This window comes from Moraxella boevrei DSM 14165, from assembly GCF_000379845.1.
GTDB classification, from domain to species: domain Bacteria; phylum Pseudomonadota; class Gammaproteobacteria; order Pseudomonadales; family Moraxellaceae; genus Faucicola; species Faucicola boevrei.
This window is the reverse complement of the sequence record NZ_KB903780.1, coordinates 25,703-44,319: the sequence shown is the minus strand read 5'-3', so window position 1 is coordinate 44,319 and position 18,617 is coordinate 25,703. Positions and strand designations below refer to the sequence as shown.

The following is an 18,617-nucleotide window of genomic DNA, read 5'->3' as shown; positions in this document are numbered from 1 at the left end:
AGTTTATCAAGCGCTATTCGTATTATGGCTGTGACAATGATACCAAGCCCAAAAAAACGCCCAATTTGGACGTTTTTTAACTTTAACAAATAATTATTTTAACATATGCTCATCAAAGGCACGCACTGGCGGATTTCTGAGCACGCTTGGGTTTGCCTTATAATAAGGCGCATCCGATTTTGGCAATTTTTTACCACGAATGCTATCGGCGATTTTTTCCCCAATCATAATCGTGGTGGCATTTAGGTTGCCTGTGATGATAAGTGGCATGATAGAGGCGTCCACCACACGAAGCCCTTCTATGCCATGCACACGCCCTTCATTGTCCACCACCGCCATGTCATCATAGCCCATTTTACAGCTACACGAAGGGTGATACGCCGTCTCAGCATGACTACGCACAAAAGCATCAAGCTCGGCATCGGTTTTGGCGTTGGCACTTGGGCTAATTTCACGCCCACGGTACGGGTCTAGGGCTGGTTGGTGCATGATTTCTCGTGTGATACGAATGCCATCACGAAACTCCTGCCAGTCTTGTTCATGCGACATATAGTTAAACAAAATGCTTGGGTGGTCGTGCGGATTTAGCGATTTTAGGCGAATGCGACCCCGAGATGGCGAACGCATTGAGCCAACGTGTGCCTGAAAACCATGAGCATTGACCGCATTTGAGCCGTTGTAATTAATCGCCACAGGCAAAAAGTGGTATTGAATGTTCGGCCATTCAAATTCTTCTCGTGTACGGATAAAACCGCCTGCCTCGAACTGGTTGCTCGCCCCAATGCCCGTTCCCAAAAACAGCCATTCCGCTCCGATGGCAGGCTGATTGTACCATTTTAAGGCAGGATACAGCGATACAGGCTTGATACATTCGTATTGCAAATACATTTCCAAATGGTCTTGCAAATTTTCACCCACACCGGGTAAATCATGCACCACAGGGATTTTAAATTCGTCAAGCAGAGCCTTACTGCCTACACCTGAGCGTTGCAAGATTTGCGGTGAGGCAATCGCCCCTGCCGAGACGATGACTTCACGATTGGCGTGAACGACAATAGGATTTGCGTCAGAGCCTTGTAAATATTGCACGCCAATCGCTTTTTTACCAGAAAACAAAATCTTATCCGTGACGGCATGGGTCTTTATGGTAAGGTTTGGGCGAGATTTTGCCATGTCCAGATAGCCACGAGCGGTAGATGATCGTCTGCCCTTGGGCGTAACCGTTCTGTCCATCGGACCAAAACCCTCTTGCTGATAACCGTTCAAATCATCGGTGCGTGGATAACCTGCTTGCACGCCTGCCTCCACCATCGCATTGAACAGTTCGTTATTACCAATTTTATCGCCACGCTGTGACGTGGTTACGCTGACAGGTCCTGATCCACCATGATAGTCGTTTTCACCCACATCACGGGTCTCGGACTTTTTATAGTAAGGCAAACAGTCGGCATAGCTCCAATCTTCTAAGCCGTCCAATTTCGCCCAGCCATCCAAATCCATCGCATTGCCACGAATATAACACATGCCATTAATAAGTGATGAACCGCCAAGCCCCTTGCCACGTCCGCACTCCATACGGCGGTTGTTCATGTGTGGCTCAGGGTCGGTGAGATACGCCCAATTATAACGGCGACCTTGTAAAGGATACGCCAACGCGGCGGGCATTTGCGTGCGAAAATCTAGGCGATAATCAGGCCCACCTGCTTCTAAAAGTAGTACGGAGACATCGCTATCCTCCGTTAAACGAGTAGCAAGCACATTGCCTGCCGAACCTGCCCCAATGATGATATAATCGTAATTTTGCGTCATGATTTTTTCCTTTTATTTTTTATGCCTTAAATATCGATGTAAATTCACCCATCTCTACTTGTACCGATTTGATTTGGGTATAATGGTTTAGTGTGCTAATGCCATTTTCACGCCCCACACCAGAGGCTTTGTAGCCACCGACAGGCATTTTGGCGTCCGACTCGCCCCATGTGTTAATCCAACAAATCCCCACTTCCAAAGCGTGTACCACACGATGAGCGGTAGCGATATTTTGGCTCACCACACCCCCTGCCAAACCGTATTCTGTCGCATTGGCACGAGCAATTGCTTCATCAAGCGTTTCATAAGTCAAAATACTCATCACAGGTCCAAAAATCTCGTCTGTCACAATGCTCATCTCATCAGTACAATTGGTAAAAACAGTCGGCTGAACATAGGCTCCTTTCCCACAATCAAAACCGTTCACCGTGTCGGTAAATCGTCCACCGCCTGCCAGTAGTTTTGCTCCTGCTTGTTTGCCTTGTTCAATGTAATCAAGCACTTTTTCCATGTGGGGAAAACTTGCCAAAGGCCCCATGTTGGTGGCAGGCTCGTTTGGGTCGCCAAGTTTGATAAAGGGCAAACGGCTCAAAATGCCTTGCTCAAATTTCTCTTTTAGCGATTTTGGTACAAACACGCGTGTGCCGTTGGTACAGACCTGCCCTGTGCTATAAAAGTTTGCCATCATGGCAATGTCCACCGCCTTGTCAATATCAGCGTCTTCACAGATGATTAAGGGGGATTTTCCGCCAAGCTCCATCGTAACATCTTTTAGGGTTAAGCCTGCCGATGACATAACTTTTTTACCAGTGGGTACAGAACCTGTAAAGGAAATTTTGGCAATCTCTGGGTGAGACGTTAGCCAACCACCGACATCGCCACCGCCTTGTACCACATTAAACACGCCATCAGGCACGCCTGCTTCGGTATAGATTTCGGCAAGTTTTAGGGCGGTTAAAGGGGTGATTTCGCTTGGCTTAAAAATCATGGCATTGCCCGCCGCCAAAGCAGGAGCGGATTTCCAAAGGGCGATTTGAATGGGGTAATTCCACGCCCCAATCCCTGCCACCACGCCAAGTGGCTCACGGCGAGTATAAACAAAGCTCGTTTCACGCAAAGGCACTTGAATGCCTTGGGTGGCGGTGGCAAGCCCTGCATAATACTCAAGCACGTCCGCCCCTGTGACGATGTCCACCGCCGATGTTTCGCTGTATGCCTTGCCTGTGTCAGCAGTCTCTAGGTGAGCAAGCTCATCATTACGCTTGCGCAAAATCGCCACCGCTTTTAATAAAATACGAGAGCGTTCGGTGGCGGTCATATTCGCCCAGATTTTTTGTCCTTGTTTGGCACTTTCTACTGCTTTGTCAATATCGGCAAGGCTTGCACTTTGCACCACCGCCAGTACTTCGCCTGTAGCAGGATTAATGGTTTCAAAGGTTTTTTCACTGCTTGAATTGACATAGCCACCATGAATATAAAGTTGTGTTGAGTTGTCCATCAGTATTCTCCTGTTAAAATGCTTGTTCAAATACAGTAAATTTTTTAAAAAACTGATTAAAAAATCTGATAAATAAGTAATAATTCAGCGATAACTCATTATTTTTGTTAAAAAGTTGGATAAAAATAATGAAATATTATGATAACAAAAAGCGTGCTATTAGGCAAATCATTGATTTCAATTGCAAATCTTGTTATGATGACTGTATTTTGATAGGTTCTTGTGTTGTTTTAATGCAAGATTTTAGCGTATTTTATAAGATAAATTGACGGACTAAACGATGAAAAAAAATGGACAGCCGACGAGTGATTTAAATCACAGTGTGTTTTTTGTCTCGGCAACAATAATCGTGTTTTTTAGCCTTTATACCATTTTGTTTAACCAAACTGCCTCACAGATTTTGGACACGGTGTTAAACTGGGTGACTCATACCTTTGGTTGGTATTACTTTTTTACCACAAGTTTGTGTATTATTTTTGTCTTATTTATTGCTTGTTCTCGTTATGGTGATATCAAACTAGGTCCAAAACATTCCGTGCCAGAATATAGCCTTTTGAGCTGGTCGGCGATGTTGTTTGCGGCGGGAATTGGCATTGACCTCATGTTTTTTTCGGTGGCAGAGCCGATTATGCAGTACATGGCTCCACCAATTGCAGACCCACAGACAGCTGATGCAGCCCGTGAAGCACTTATGTGGACGATTTTTCACTATGGCATGACAGGTTGGTCAATGTATGCGTTGATTGGCATTGCTTTGGGCTATTTTTCGTATCGTTATAATTTGCCTTTGTCCATTCGTTCGGCACTTTATCCCATGATTGGCAAAAAAATCTATGGCAAAGCAGGCGATGCGGTGGATGTGGCGGCGATTTTGGGGGCGATTTTTGGTATTGCGACCACTTGCGGTATTGGTGTGGTTCAGCTAAATTATGGTTTGCATATTATCTTGGGTGTGCCAGAAAGTCTGATTTGGCAGTTGATTTTGATTGTGGTTGCGGTGATTTTGACCATCATTTCGGTAACGACAGGCGTGTCAAAAGGCATTAAAATTTTATCGGAGCTGAATATTTATTTTGCCATTGGCCTGATGTTATTTGTGTTATTTTTGGGCAATACCGAATTTTTGCTTAACGCCATTGTACAAAATGTGGGCGATTATTTGGCACAATTTCCTAATCTAACCCTTAACACATTTGCCTACGAACAGTCCGCCGAAGTCAAACAATGGGTGCAAGATTGGACGCTGTTTTTTTGGGCGTGGTGGATTGCGTGGTCGCCATTTGTGGGGCTGTTTTTGGCACAAATCTCCAAAGGTCGCACCATTCGTCAGTTTGTGGTTGGCACGTTATCTATTCCATTTATGTTTACGCTTGCGTGGCTGTCCATCATGGGCAATAGTGCCTTAGATCAGGTGATTAATGGCAATCTTGCCTTTGCTGAAAAAGTGACCGCTCGTCCAGAAGTGGGTTTTTTTGAGCTGTTGTCGTTTTATCCGTGGTTTGAATTTACAGCGGTTTTGGCATTTGTATCAGGCTTTTTGTTTTATGTCACATCGGCAGACTCTGGGGCGTTGGTTTTGGGTAATTTTAGCTGTAAAAGCACCGATAGCCATAACAATCCACCCATTTGGAACCGTATTTTTTGGTCGCTTGCGATTGCAGGTTTGACAATTGCCATGTTAATGACAGATGGCATTACTGCCTTGCAAAAAGCTACCATTATTATGGGTTTGCCATTTAGTTTTGTCATCTTTTTTGTGATGACAGGGCTGTTTACCTCACTGCGGTTGGAAGATTTTCGTGAAGCATCAACCAAACTGCACGCAGGGCCTGTGGCGGGCAATGTGGATATTGACAACTGGCAAGCACGCCTTGACCGTATCACGTCTTATCCTGATAAAGTTACGACCAAAGCCACTCTTGACAACATTTGTCTGTCTGCGGTAAAAGTGGTCGCCGATGAGCTTGCTAAAAAAGGGTTAACGGTGACGGTTGATACCACGCCAATCGCTGATAATTCTGATAAGCATGAACTTTATCAAATCAACCTAGAAATTGCTTATCAAAATGAGCAAAACTTCATCTACGGCATTCATCCTGTGGCGTATTCTGTGCCGATGCGTCCGATTGTACCTGATGCTCAAAGCCATTATTATCACTTGGAAACCATGTTATTTGACGGTTTACAAGGCAATGACTTGTCGGGTTATAGCAAGGAACAAGTGATTAATGATATTCTTGACAAATACGAACGCCACCGTGCTTTCTTGCACATTAACCGTGCCACGCCGGGTAATCGTCCTGTCTTTCATGAATGACATTAACGATGGTTTTAATTAAAATTTTTACTAAAACGTTTAAGTAAAGCTTATCAGCTTAAACGTTTTTTTCTACAAAAAAAACCTAGTAACCGTACCATTTTGCGGTATAATATTATTATTTATCGTTAATACATGTACAAGGCAACACATGCGAATTACCCAGTATAGCGACTACGCCCTACGCACATTGATTTATTTGGCAGTAAAACCCAACCCCTACGAACTCGCCAATATCCAAGACGTGGCGGATAGTTATGGCATTTCCAAAAATCATTTGACAAAAATCGTACATCAGCTCAGCCGTATCGGATTGATTGACAGCACACGTGGCAAAAACGGCGGTATTCGCCTTGCCAAAGCCCCAAAAGATATCAACATCGGTGCGGTATTACGCCAAACTGAAACCGACTTTGCCGTGGTGGCATGTTTTGTGCCGTGCGACTATCACGCCACGCAAAACCAACCGATTACCGTCAATCCAGAACGGCTAAAAACCGACCGCATCGCTGTAACTCAGACCTTAATCGCCAAAGACATTAGCGAACTGCCCGAACCGTCTAGCTGTGTGATTTCACCTGCGTGTCAACTAAAGTCAGTATTTTTTGAAGCGACGCAAGCATTTTTGCAAGTGTTTGACCGTTATACATTGGCAGATGTTTTAAAAAATCCAACTGAAATCAATCGTTTATTAAAATAATTCAGCAAACTCCCATTCCCCCAAAAGTAGTAGCCAATCGGCAAAAATACAAACTTTGGCATCATAGCAAATTTGCTTAGCAGTTGATATAGTGGTGATCATTTATCGTTTTTTATCCCTATATCAGATCTGCTAATTATGAGCCAATTTTTTCGCCTTTCGCACAATTTTTTGAAAATGATGGCAAAACAGCCATTCATCGCCTTATTGCCAAGCCAAACCGACACAGGCGACAGCGTACAAAAACAACTGTTACAAAAGTTAATGTTGCATAAATTTGACAAAAATTCGCTAATTTTTTTGCAACATAGCCAAGTACAAAGTCTATATTTTTTGCTAGACGGCACAGTGAACTGCTATCGGCAACTACCTAACGGACAAGAATGTCTGATACAGACCTACCACGCCAACCCCGAAATGCCCAGTCTGATTAACGAAAGTGTACTATGGCGTGCCAAATCCATACTCGCCGAACAAAGTGAAAACGGCACACCGCACAGTGAGTTTGGCGATAAAACTGCCTTTAGCCATGCGGTATCCACCAATTTGCAACTACTGATTAATGATGCCAGCCTGCACCAACTCACCGCCAAGGCGAGCCATACCTGTGTGATTGCGACCTTGCCTGTGACGGATTATTTTTATTATATCCAAAAATTTGAGCTTGGGGCGTTATTTACTTGGTTTGCTGAGCAAATGAGTGTGCGTTTGTACAAACATTTGATTAGCAGTGATTTGCTTACCTTTAAAAGTGCCAAGGCAAAATTGGCGTATTATATTCTCACCAATTTTGCCCCTGATAAAGACTTTACATTTTTGGGCAGTCAAAAACAGTTGGCAGGGCAATTAGGTTTACGTCCCGAAACGCTTAACCGCACCTTGCATGAGCTGATTAACGATGGTTTGTTGTTAAAACAAGAAAACCAATATCAAATTGCTAATATTGAACAATTATTGATATTGGTAAGTGAATAAAAAATACAAATTTATAAGCAAATCGGCGTTAAGTTTTGTTTAAAACTGTGTGCTTTTTCAACGTACATTTTGGCAGAAAGTTTTAGCATTTCGGCCCGTTCGTTGTCTAAAGTTTTCACCACTTTGGCAGGGCTACCCATCACGACTGAATTATCGGGAATTTGCATTTTTTCGGTAACGAGTGCATTCGCACCGATGATGCAGTTTTTGCCGATATTGGCGTGATTTAATACGACCGCCCCGATACCGATTAAACTGTTGTCGCCGATAGTACAGCCGTGCAACATCGCCAAATGCCCCACAGTTACACCTTTGCCAATATACACAGGGATATCGGTATCGGTATGAATAACGCAGTTTTCTTGGATATTGGTATTATCGCCGATATGTATGGTGCAGTTGTCACCACGAATGATAGCACCGAACCACACGCTGACATTATCGCCCAAATGTACATCGCCGATGACTTGAGCGGAATCGGCTATCCAGCCTGTGAATGGGGCGTTGTAGGTGGGTTTTTTGTCTTGGTATTGGTAAAGCATAAAATTTCCTTTTTAATGGTTGAAACGGCTTTACAACAATAACATAAAAATGATTTTTTAGGTAATTTTTTTGTGAAAAATAAAAACCCTTAACCAGTTAAAAGTTAAGGGTTTTTCAAAACTCAAGAAAAACAATTAATCTCTAAACCCCCAAACAACCGCAATTTCTGCACCCAAAATTTCTTCTAATTTTTTCTTCATTTCAGGGCGAATATGATTAGAAGAATCAATTTCAGCATCTTCTTCATCTTCCGATAAAATCCAAAACTCATTTGTACCAGAAAAATTACCTGCTGTCATAATAAATGGGCTTTCAATCACAATGCCGTCTTCATCATCTTCTGTATGTTCAAGTTGATATGAAGACTGTTTAATCAAACATGGCTCAAAATCCCCTTCTGTTGTGTTGCTATCAAACAGCTCAAACGCTTGGTCTTTTTGTTCTTGTGTTAATTGATGATTTTTATCTTTTACATAAATATAAACGCTTTGGTCACTCATAGGGTCATTCCTTATTAAATTAATAAGATTTAATTATAAAACTATAAAGAAAAAAAATACAATATATAATTGAAAAAAGTTTGTTATTTTTCATTTACCGCTTTATTTTGCCAAAAAAAATGACGTAAAATTACGCCATTTTTTTAACCGTTTATTTAACAAAATAAAAAAATCAAAGCCCAGCTTTTAAACTCGCTTCAATAAACTTATCCAAATCCCCATTTAACACTGCCGTGGTGTTAGACGTTTCCACCCCTGTACGCAAGTCTTTAATGCGTGAATCGTCAAGCACATAGGAGCGGATTTGGCTTCCCCAACCGATGTCGGATTTGCTGTCTTCTAGGGCTTGCTGTTTTTCCATACGCAGTTGCATTTCTCGTTCGTACAGTTTGGCACGGAGCATTTTCATCGCCGTTTCACGGTTAGAAATTTGGCTTCGTTCGCTTTGACACGCCACCACAACGCCCGTTGGCATATGGGTAATTCGTACCGCAGAATCGGTGGTGTTAACGTGCTGACCGCCTGCCCCACTAGAACGGTAAGTATCCACTCGCAAATCGGCAGGGTTGATGTCAATTTCAATGTTATCATCAATTTCAGGCGACACAAACACGGCAGAAAATGACGTATGACGCCCGTTATTGCTGTCAAATGGTGATTTTCTTACCAAGCGATGCACACCTGTTTCGGTACGTAACCAACCAAAAGCATAATCACCCTTGATATACACGGACGCACTTTTTAGCCCTGCCACACCGCCTTCAGATACTTCCACCACTTTGGCATCAAAGCCGTGAGCCTCGCACCAACGCAGATACATACGCAGTAACATTTCCGTCCAGTCCTGTGCCTCTGTACCGCCAGAGCCTGCCTGTAATTCAAGATAGCAGTTACTACCGTCCATCTCACCGCTAAACATCCGTTTAAATTCAAGGTCAGCAACTTTGGTTTCAGCATCGTCAAGCTCACTTTGCACATCAGCAAGCAAACTTTCGTCGTCTTCTTCTTGAGCCAATTCTAGCATGGCACGAGCGTCATCTAACTTTTCATCAAGGGCGATAATCACGCCGATAATACCGTCAAGTTGGGCTTTTTCTTTACTGATTTTGGTGGCTCGCTCAGGATCGTTCCAAAGCTCTGGATTTTCTAGTTCTAGATTGACCTCTTCTAAACGTTCTTGTTTAGTTTCTATGTCAAAGATACCTCCGAAGTTGGTCGCCACGGTCGGCTAAATCTTTGATATGTTCTAAATATGGGTTGATTTCCATGATAATCGCCTTAATAAATATAAAAATTAGTGGATATTTTAGCATATTTTCTAACATTTGTTAAAATATCATTTAATAGCATTTGTCTGTTTAAAATGCTGATTTTTTGTGATGATAAAATTTTTTAAATTAGGAAATGTTTATGACCGAAATGTTTAACCCAAAAGCCAATTTGGTTTTTTGCCGTAAATATAAACAAAATTTGCCAAAACTCCCTGCCCCACCCTTTCCCAACGCCAAAGGACAAGAAATCCAAGACACGGTATCCGCAAAGGCTTGGCATGAGTGGCTTGAGCTACAGACCATGTTAATCAATGAAAATCATTTGAGTATGATTGACAAAGATGCCAAAAAATTTATCAATGAGCAACGAGATAAGTTTTTGGATAATGCCGATTATGAAAAACCAAAAGGCTATACACCACAGGCTTGATAATTTTTGGCAAAAAAATTTGGTAAAAAATGCGAGAAATCCCTGATTTTACTATCTTAAAATCAGGTTTTTTGTTATGATAGACAGTTAATCATTTTATAAGAATTTTTATCAAAAAACTTTTTTCAACTGGTTTTCACATGATTGATTTTGCAATTGGACAACGTTATCTTTCGGATACCGAAAGTGAATTGGGCTTGGGCGTGGTGGTGTTGGTCGATGACCGCTGTGTGCATATTTTATTTCCACAAAGCGAAGAAACTCGGGTGTATGCCAAAGTGTCTGCCCCGCTGTCACGGGTGATGTTTAAGACGGGCGATAATATCCATGACCAAGACGGTAACACGTTTACGGTCACCGATGTAGAAATGGTGTCAGGCGTGTGTCGTTATCATGTGGCAGAGCTTGACAAGCCGATGATGGAAACTCGGTTGGGGGCGAATATTACCCTTGCTAAACCGCTAGAACGTTTGTTGGCAAATCGTATTCACCAAAATGACTGGTATGCCTTACGCCAAGAGATTTTATACACGCAAGCCAACCTTGCCAATCATCCACTCAAAGGTTTAATGGGAGCAAGGGTAGATATCATTGAGCATCAGCTGTATATCGCTCATGAGGTGGGTAAGCGTATCGCACCAAGGGTATTGCTGGCAGATGAAGTAGGCTTGGGCAAAACCATTGAAGCAGGGCTGATTATTCACCAGCAATTATTGACAGGCAAGGCTGAACGTGTGTTAGTTCTCGTGCCTGATAGTTTGCAGTATCAGTGGATGATTGAGTTACGCCGACGTTTTAACCTTGAATTTGCGATTTTTGACTTGGTGCGAACCGCTTCTATTGCCGAACATGACCCAGAACAAAATCCATTTTTAACCGAACAATGTATCATTGCAAGCGTGGATTTGTTGCTTGACCATGCCGATTTGCACGAAAAAGCCTTAGAAGCAGGTTTTGACTTATTGGTTGTAGATGAAGCTCACCATTTGCACTGGGATAGCGAGCAAGGTGGCAATGATAAATATGAGTTGGTAGAAAGTTTTGCAAAACAAACCGCAGGGGTGCTGTTGTTAACTGCCACACCTGAACAGTTAGGCTTAGAAAGCCATTTTGCTCGGTTACGATTACTTGACCCACATCGTTTTGCGGATTTAGATAGCTTTTTAGAAAGTGAAGATAACTTTTCCCAAACCGCCCAAATTGCCGAAGTTTTGTTAAGTGATAATCCGCTAAGTGACGGACAACAGTCGGCTTTGGCACAGTTGCTTGGATATGAGATTAGTGATGATGAGATGGGGCGTGGACGGGCGATTAACGAATTGTTAGACCGTCATGGTACAGGGCGAGTATTATTTCGCAATACCCGTGAAAGCGTGGCTCAGCTTATTCAAGGCTTTCAAGGACGGCATGCAGTGGCGTATCCGTTGCCGTTGCCTGAACATTGGCAAAATAGCTATCATACCCAAGGTAAATTGCGTGAACAATTATGGAGCGAAGAGCAACAACCTGACGGTGGTTGGCTAGAAGATGACCCTAGAGTGTTATGGTTAATTGACACCTTAAAACAACCGCTAAAACACAAAAAAGTACTTCTCATCGCAAGGAGTGGTGCAACTGTAGAAAGCCTAGAAGCCGTGCTACGTCTGCACGCAGGGATTAAAACGGCAATTTTTACCGAACAAATGAGCTTATTAGAGAGAGACCAAGCAGCGGCGTATTTTGCTGACCGTGAAGGGGCTCAAATTTTATTGGCATCAGAAATCGGCTCGGAAGGTCGCAATTTTCAGTTTGCCAGTGACTTAATTTTGTTTGATTTACCTGCCAATCCTGACACGCTAGAGCAACGTATCGGACGGCTAGACCGTATCGGACAACGCCACGAAATCTGCATTCACGTTCCGTATGTGATGCACACAGCGACCGAACGGCTATACCGTTGGTATGATGAAGCGTTAAATATTTTTAATCAAATCTCACCCACCGCCCAAACCGTGCAAGAATACTTTATTGCCGATTTAAAACCCCTGTTGGAAGGCAAAGGCACAACAACGGATTTGGACGCCATTATCGCCGAAGGACGTGAACAACGCCTTGAGCTAGAAGCCATGATGCAACAAGGGCGTGATAGACTGCTAGAATACAACTCCTGTCGTCCTCGCGTGGCAAACAAAATCGCCTATACCATGCAAGAATTTGACGATACCAATCACCTACCTCGTTTTTTTGAGCGGTTTATGTCGTCGATTAACATGGATTTTAGCGGTCAACGGGACGGCTCGCTGATGCTTCACCCAAGCGATGAAGTCCAACTACAAGGGCTTGCTATCCCTGAAGATGGGCTAAGTTTGACCTTTGAGCGAGACCAAGCCTTAGTACGGGAAGACTTGGCATTTATGACCTATGAACATCCGCTCATGCAAAGTATTTTTGACAGTATCAATTCAGGTTCTTTTGGCAATGCTACCGTTGCTACCTTGCAAAGTAATGCCATGCCAGAAGGGATGCTATTATTAGAAGTGAATTTTCGGGTAGAAGCGATTGCCCCAAAACTACTCAATCTAACGAGCTACTTAACCAAGCCGATTGTCCGAGTATTTTTGAGCCAACAAGGGACAGATTTTAGCGAAAAAATCCGTGCAGACATGATTGCGCCGCATATTTATCGCTTAGATAAAAGCCGTGCAGGGCAAGTCATCAAGGCTCGCCGTGATATCATTGAACAACGCTACGACCAAGCGGTGAATATCGCAAATGCACAGCTTAACGCCATGAGCCAAGAAGCGATTGAACGCTTTAACCAGCGTTTTGATCGTGAAATTGAACGCTTGCAATATTTGCAAAGTATCAATCCAAACGTGCGTGACAGTGAAATTTCTCAATTGCAACGTTTACAACAACAAGGTTTGCACGCCTTGCAACAGCTATCACTCATTCCTGACAGCGTACGAGTGTTAATCACGGTAAAACCTTAAACAATCTAATTTTATAACCTAAGGTGGATTTAACCCACCTTTCAAATGAAATAATTTTGTAAAAACAAAATTTATGAAAATAAAAAAAGGCTTATGTTAATTTATAAGCCTTTTTATTCACCAAAGGAATAATCAATGATTATTCAGCAACTGCTTTTACGGCAAACAAGTTGCGACCACGGTAAAAACCGTCTTTAGTCATGTGGTGACGAATGTGTTTTTCGCCCGTCTCTTTGTCAATAGATACGACGTTAACAATCATGTGATCGTGTGAACGACGCATATCACGACGTGAACGGCTTTTGCGATTTTGTTGAACAGCCATGAGTTTAGCTCCTGTGCTTCTAAATTAAGCGATTGAAAAAGGTGATAAGGGTTAAGTTATCCACGCTTTGCAATCAGTAAATGTTATGAACGCTCTATTATACCTAAAAATGCAACAATAAAAAAGCCTTTATCCATATTTTTTGTAAAATATTGCCAAAATTAGCCTTTTAAATTTGCCAAAATTGCAAAGGGATTTTCCTTTTCTTCGATAATTTCAATCACTTCACCAACTTGACTAACTGCCATTTCGCAGTCATCATGTTTTGGGGCAAGCGGTAAATCCACCAACAATTCATCTTCAATCATACTTAACAAGTATAATTTATTATCTTTGGTTAATTCACTGATTAACAAATATTCAGTCTCTTCATCCAATAACCCAATGTGGCTTTCTTTTTCCAACAATGCCAATTCACTATCGGTATCAAGGCTAATCGCCACAGGCTCAAGGCATCGTTGACAGGTCTGCCACAGAGTGCCTTTGGTGGTGAGTTGCCATTGGACGATCGCCCCATTTTTTTTCACGTCAATACTGACCGACAAAGGTTGGCTATTGTCGTGCTGTTCATCCGCCAACGCCATAATTCTCGGCAGTTGCTGTAGGGCAATTTCTCCTTGCCAATGATAATGATTATCGGTATTGTGTTCCCATTTGGCAAGGTCAATGTATTTGGCCAGATTTGGGCTGATATCTGAATGATTGCTGGTATAATTTAACATAAGTTGGCTCTTTTGGTTTTTTTTAGCAGAAAAATTTCGCAAAAATAAGAAAAAAATGGACGAAAAATTTGCTATAATTTTACGCTATTTTTTGACAATAGCAATCAATTTTTATGTTAAACAACGCCGATTTTTCACCCCATTCAACTTTTGTTCACGCTAGCAAACAACCAAAGGTTGCGATTTTTCCTTATCATAGCGTGCCTTATGTCAACAGTTTTTGTCAAGCTGAGTTAAATAGCGATAAGATTGTAAAGTTAAAATTAACCAATAATGTTAATTTTTTACAACAAAATTTTGCAACTATGCAGTGGTTTTATAATGAAAAATATCAAGTAGATTGGCTTATTCTTCAGTTTAATCAATGGTTTAAAACCAAAAATACCAAGCTGATGCGTGGCGGGCATGAACCCGAATATTTTGCCCCAACTGAACACGAACCCGCCAAAATCGTGTTTGCTCATGGTTTTTTTGCCAGTTGTTTGCATGAAATCAGCCATTGGTGCGTGGCGGGTAACAAACGCCGTCAACTCAATGATTTCGGCTATTGGTACGCCCCTGACGGACGCAGTGAACAGCAACAACAGCAGTTTGAGCAAGTAGAAATCGTCCCACAGGCGATTGAATGTTTGCTAAGCCTAAGCTGTGGCAAGCGTTTTTTGGTGTCGCAAGATAATTTATTTGCCGATTTTGACACGTCAAATAGCACGTTTGCTGATGATGTCGCCAAACAAGCCATCAAATTTTTTAGCACAGGGGAAAAATTACCAAGCGATGCCAAATTTTTAATCGCACAATTGCAAAAATTGCGTCCATTTCCACTGACGCTCGGCGAAATTGAACGCAATTTTGCAAGTTTTAATTAATTTTTATTGAAAATTTTTTTAAAATAAAATTAATCCGCTTTAAATTGTGTGTGGCAAGATTTACAACTTGCCCCTACGTCAGCGATTTGGGTTTTAACCGCATCAATACTGGTTGCTGAGACAACCGCAGTATTTAACACCGTTACTGCAGATTTATATTTATCAATTTGAGCTTGGAATTCCTCAGGATTTGTCCATACGTCATCTTTGGCTTCGCCACCTTTTGCCGTTGCTGGGAAATGTACCCATGGGTCTTGGCTTAGGGTTTGAGCGTGTTGTTTTAACTCGTCTGCATTAAATTTGCTTGGATCTTCGGTCATGCCACGCAAGGCTTTGCTCGCACGGCTATATTGTTTCATGATGTCTTCACGAGCGTCTTGATGCTGTGCAGGTGTCATGTTTGGGTCAACGGCGGTCGCTTTGGCAACGTTTGACGTCGCACTGGCGTTTATGGTATTGGCAACTTGGCTTGCGGTCGCACTCACGGCAGAACCCACCGCATTTGCCCCACTGCTGACGGCACTGGCGGTGGTATTGACTGCCGTTGTGGCGGTAGTCGTTGCGGTATCAATGGCCTTGGTGGCGGTTTCTTCGGCTTTGTTACAACCAACTAGGGCGAATGTTAACGCAATGGCTGAGCAAATTAAGATTTTTTTGGCTGGCATGGCATTTTCCCTTTTGAATGTCTGCGGGCTAAACAATATTTAAGTATAACAAAAAAATTCTTGCTTGGCTATGTGATTGCTGTATGATTGCGTAACTATACGTTACCTTTATTTTACAAGTTGCTGATAAAAACGCATGGTTAAAATCCTTGTTCAGTATTTTTTGAAGTTTCACAAAATAATGCTTAATTCTTTGCTATAAACTGTTAAAATAGACAAAACTCATACTAAATTAATAAAAAATTAAGGAAAAATCATGTCAGCTAATCGCCAACACGCACAACAAAACCAAAAAATCCCAACCGAAAATATTAATTTTTCGCATATTTTTACCCCTTTGGATTTGGGCTTTACCACACTAAAAAACCGCATGGTGATGGGATCAATGCACACAGGCTTGGAAGACCGCTTTTATCATTATGGCAAACTTGCCGAGTATTTTGCCGAACGTGCCAAAGGTGGCGTTGCGATGATTATCACAGGAGGCATTGCACCCAACAAACAAGGCTGGCTTACGCCATTTGGTGGTACGCTTAATCAGTTCGCTGACGTGATTAATCACAAACGTTTAACCAAAGCAGTTCATCAATATGACTGCAAGTTAATTTTACAAATACTACATAGTGGACGTTATGGTTATCATCCGTTTGTGGTGTCGGCAAGTGCGATTAAATCACCCATTTCGTTATTTAAACCCAGAAAAATGTCGGAAAAAAACATTTTAGCCACGATTAAAGATTTTGCTCATACGGCTAAACTTGCCAAACTTGCAGGTTATGACGGCGTAGAAATCATGGGGTCGGAAGGCTATTTGCTTAACCAATTTTTAAGCCCACATACCAACAAACGCAACGACCAATGGGGCGGTAGTTTGGAAAATCGGATGCGATTTCCGTTAGCGGTGGTCAAGGCGGTACGTGAGGCAGTTGGTAACGATTTTATCATCACCTTTCGTCTATCACTCATAGATTTAGTGCCAAATGGCAATACGTTTGCTGACGTTATTCAGATTGCCAAAGCCTTAGAAGTAGCAGGCGTGAGCATTATCAACACAGGTATCGGCTGGCACGAAGCCCGTGTGCCAACCATTGTAACTAGCGTGCCAAGAGCAGGTTTTGCTCATTTGACTGCCGAAATCAAACAGCACGTCAACATTCCTGTCATGGTCGCCAACCGTATTAATATGCCCGAAACTGCCGAGCAATTGTTAGCCAATGGCACTGCCGACTTGGTACAAATGGCACGTCCATTTTTGGCAGACCCCAACTGGGTAAATAAAGCCAAATCAGGGCAAACGCATCTGATTAACACCTGTATCGCTTGTAACCAAGCCTGTCTTGACCATATTTTTGACAACAAACGAGCCAGTTGCCTTGTCAATCCGCAAGCCTGTTATGAAACCGAGCTGGTGTACAAACCTGTGAAAAAAGCCAAAAAAATTGCGGTCATTGGTGCAGGTATGGCAGGTCTATCCGCCAGTAGCGTACTGGCACAACGGGGGCATCACGTTACCGTTTTTGAAGCCCAAGACAAAATTGGGGGGCAATTTAACTTTGCCAAAGTCATTCATGGTAAAGAAGAATTTTTTGAAACCATACGCTATTTTGATAATTTGTTAAAAGAATTAAACGTAACGGTTAAGCTAAATCATAAAGTAACCAAAGAATTTTTACAAAATGAAAAGTTTGATGATGTGATTATTGCCACAGGTGTTGTGCCACGTTCGCTAAGCATTCAAGGGGCGGATTTGCCAAATGTTATCAGCTATGCCGAACTGTTGTCTGGTGAAAAAACTGCAGGGCAAAAAGTGGCGGTGATTGGGGCGGGTGGTATTGGCTTTGATGTCAGCGAATTTTTGACCGCAACCAACGAACGCACGCCAACAACTATTCAAAATTTACAACAGAATCAACGCCCTACTCCACAATCAATTGATGATTGGCAAGCAGAATGGGGGGTAGATAATCGTGCTCATTATGACAGTTTGGGCGGTTTAATCCCTAGCGAGAAAATCACACCTGCCAGAGAAGTGTACCTGATGCAACGCAAAAAAGGACGTTTGGGGGCAGGACTGAACAAAACATCAGGCTGGGTGCATCGTGCCACGCTAAAACATCACGGCGTGATTGAAATGAGTGGCGTACAATACGAAAAAATCACCAATGAAGGTATTTGGCTACGCACCGACAACGGTCAAAGTCAGCTACTGCGTGTAGACACGGTGGTGGTGTGTGCAGGGCAAGAATCGGTGAATGATTTAATGCCAAAATTGAGTGATAATTTGGACAGATTAACCGCCCAATATCATGTGATTGGCGGGGCAAAATTCGCAGGTGAACTGGACGCAAAACGGGCTATCCGTGAAGGGGCGGAGTTAGGAGCGATGTTGTAACCGTTAATCCCTTTCTGCCAATTTTGTTAAATCATATTTTAACGCATCAAAACACACCGACATATCAAAGCCCCGATATTGCAAAAATCGCAATTGACGGGCTTTTTCTTTTTGGTCGGTCGGTATGCTGTCACCGTATTTTTGCACCCGGGCTTCCACCGCTTGAGCGAGCCAGTCCACTTCGTAATTATCGTTAACTTCTTCTTGTTCTTCGCTCGTGGCATTGATAATTAAATCGCTAAAAAATTCGCTGTGTGTGTCTATCCAATCATTCACGTCACTGGCTGAACCAAGGGTTTTTAAGCCGTGTTTTTTTAGGGTTTGGTAAATGCGGATTTTGCCATGTTTTTTTGTAATGCCGTCTTTGATAAGGGCGGACGTCATGCGTTCGTCGGATTGGTAGCCTTCTTGTGCGAATTCTATTAATAATTTTTCTACCGCATCTGGGTTGCAGTTTTTGGCAAGCAGTTTTTCTCGTAGTTCTTTTTGAGAATGTTCTCGCCTGCCAAGATAATAAAACGCCAGCCATCGCATGTAGCTTTCGCCTTTGATTTTGGCGTGGTAAGCCTCTCGTTCTTCGTCCGTCATGAGTTGACTTTCAAGTTTTTTTAATAAATCTTTCATAGCTCAAT

Annotated in this window: 16 protein-coding genes; 7 read left to right on the top strand and 9 right to left on the bottom strand. The window is 42.5% G+C overall.

Going from position 1 to position 18,617, the window contains the following annotated elements:
* Window positions 1-93 precede the first annotated feature (93 nt).
* Window positions 94-1,809, bottom strand: coding sequence for a choline dehydrogenase (gene betA, locus A3G3_RS0105305; protein ID WP_019519506.1), 1,716 nt, complete (start codon window positions 1,807-1,809; stop codon window positions 94-96).
* 19 nt (window positions 1,810-1,828) lie between these two features.
* Entirely contained in the window at window positions 1,829-3,307 is a 1,479-nt protein-coding gene (gene betB, locus A3G3_RS0105300) for a betaine-aldehyde dehydrogenase (protein ID WP_019519505.1), read from the bottom strand.
* Between the two features lie 280 nt (window positions 3,308-3,587).
* On the opposite strand from betB, the gene betT reads away from it, so the two are divergent.
* The 3 genes from betT to A3G3_RS0105280 all read left to right on the top strand — a co-directional run bounded on the left by betT (window position 3,588) and on the right by A3G3_RS0105280 (window position 7,299).
* On the top strand, window positions 3,588-5,624 hold the full coding sequence (betT, locus tag A3G3_RS0105295; RefSeq protein ID WP_019519504.1) for a choline BCCT transporter BetT: 2,037 nt from the start codon (window positions 3,588-3,590) through the stop codon (window positions 5,622-5,624).
* Between the two features lie 151 nt (window positions 5,625-5,775).
* On the top strand, window positions 5,776-6,324 hold the full coding sequence (locus tag A3G3_RS0105290) for an Rrf2 family transcriptional regulator (protein WP_019519503.1): 549 nt from the start codon (window positions 5,776-5,778) through the stop codon (window positions 6,322-6,324).
* Between the two features lie 180 nt (window positions 6,325-6,504).
* Window positions 6,505-7,299, top strand: coding sequence for a Crp/Fnr family transcriptional regulator (locus A3G3_RS0105280; RefSeq protein ID WP_169333196.1), 795 nt, complete (start codon window positions 6,505-6,507; stop codon window positions 7,297-7,299).
* An 11-nt stretch (window positions 7,300-7,310) separates the two neighbouring features.
* On the opposite strand, the gene A3G3_RS0105275 is transcribed toward A3G3_RS0105280, so the two are convergent.
* The 3 genes from A3G3_RS0105275 to prfB all read right to left on the bottom strand — a co-directional run bounded on the left by A3G3_RS0105275 (window position 7,311) and on the right by prfB (window position 9,610).
* On the bottom strand, window positions 7,311-7,841 hold the full coding sequence (locus A3G3_RS0105275; RefSeq protein ID WP_019519500.1) for a gamma carbonic anhydrase family protein: 531 nt from the start codon (window positions 7,839-7,841) through the stop codon (window positions 7,311-7,313).
* Window positions 7,842-7,976: 135 nt separating this feature from the next.
* Window positions 7,977-8,342, bottom strand: coding sequence for a hypothetical protein (locus A3G3_RS0105270; protein ID WP_019519499.1), 366 nt, complete (start codon window positions 8,340-8,342; stop codon window positions 7,977-7,979).
* 172 nt (window positions 8,343-8,514) lie between these two features.
* Window positions 8,515-9,610, bottom strand: a protein-coding gene (gene prfB / locus A3G3_RS0105265; protein ID WP_156802105.1) for a peptide chain release factor 2 whose coding sequence is annotated in 2 segments (ribosomal slippage) — window positions 8,515-9,537 and window positions 9,539-9,610 — 1,095 coding nt in all. Because the reading frame shifts where the segments join, the coding sequence is not laid out codon by codon here.
* A gap of 142 nt (window positions 9,611-9,752) precedes the next feature.
* Between prfB and A3G3_RS0105260 the strand changes: the two genes are divergently transcribed.
* Both A3G3_RS0105260 and rapA read left to right on the top strand, forming a co-directional pair.
* Complete coding sequence (locus A3G3_RS0105260; RefSeq protein ID WP_019519497.1) at window positions 9,753-10,043, top strand: oxidative damage protection protein; 291 nt, start codon at window positions 9,753-9,755, stop codon at window positions 10,041-10,043.
* A 140-nt stretch (window positions 10,044-10,183) separates the two neighbouring features.
* The gene (gene rapA / locus A3G3_RS0105255; RefSeq protein ID WP_019519496.1) at window positions 10,184-13,015 is read left to right on the top strand and encodes an RNA polymerase-associated protein RapA; all 2,832 of its coding nucleotides are present in this window, start codon (window positions 10,184-10,186) and stop codon (window positions 13,013-13,015) included.
* Between the two features lie 139 nt (window positions 13,016-13,154).
* Here rapA and rpmF read toward each other — a convergent pair whose 3' ends face one another.
* Window positions 13,155-13,340 (bottom strand): 50S ribosomal protein L32, encoded by a 186-nt coding sequence (rpmF, locus tag A3G3_RS0105250; protein WP_019519495.1) that lies wholly within the window; start codon window positions 13,338-13,340, stop codon window positions 13,155-13,157.
* A gap of 161 nt (window positions 13,341-13,501) precedes the next feature.
* Entirely contained in the window at window positions 13,502-14,062 is a 561-nt protein-coding gene (locus A3G3_RS0105245) for a YceD family protein (protein WP_019519494.1), read from the bottom strand.
* A 113-nt stretch (window positions 14,063-14,175) separates the two neighbouring features.
* Here A3G3_RS0105245 and A3G3_RS0105240 point away from each other — a divergent pair, with 113 nt between their 5' ends.
* A complete protein-coding gene (locus A3G3_RS0105240; protein ID WP_019519493.1) occupies window positions 14,176-14,928 on the top strand; it encodes an elongation factor P hydroxylase in 753 nt (250 codons plus the stop codon).
* Between the two features lie 29 nt (window positions 14,929-14,957).
* Here the strand turns inward: A3G3_RS0105240 and A3G3_RS0105235 are convergent, their stop codons facing one another.
* Window positions 14,958-15,593, bottom strand: a complete 636-nt coding sequence (locus tag A3G3_RS0105235) for a c-type cytochrome (protein ID WP_019519492.1) — start codon at window positions 15,591-15,593, stop codon at window positions 14,958-14,960.
* A 256-nt stretch (window positions 15,594-15,849) separates the two neighbouring features.
* On the opposite strand from A3G3_RS0105235, the gene A3G3_RS0105230 reads away from it, so the two are divergent.
* A complete protein-coding gene (locus A3G3_RS0105230) occupies window positions 15,850-17,985 on the top strand; it encodes an FAD-dependent oxidoreductase (RefSeq protein ID WP_019519491.1) in 2,136 nt (711 codons plus the stop codon).
* Between the two features lie 3 nt (window positions 17,986-17,988).
* Here the strand turns inward: A3G3_RS0105230 and A3G3_RS0105225 are convergent, their stop codons facing one another.
* Window positions 17,989-18,609, bottom strand: coding sequence for a regulatory protein RecX (locus A3G3_RS0105225; protein ID WP_019519490.1), 621 nt, complete (start codon window positions 18,607-18,609; stop codon window positions 17,989-17,991).
* Window positions 18,610-18,617: the final 8 nt, after the last annotated feature.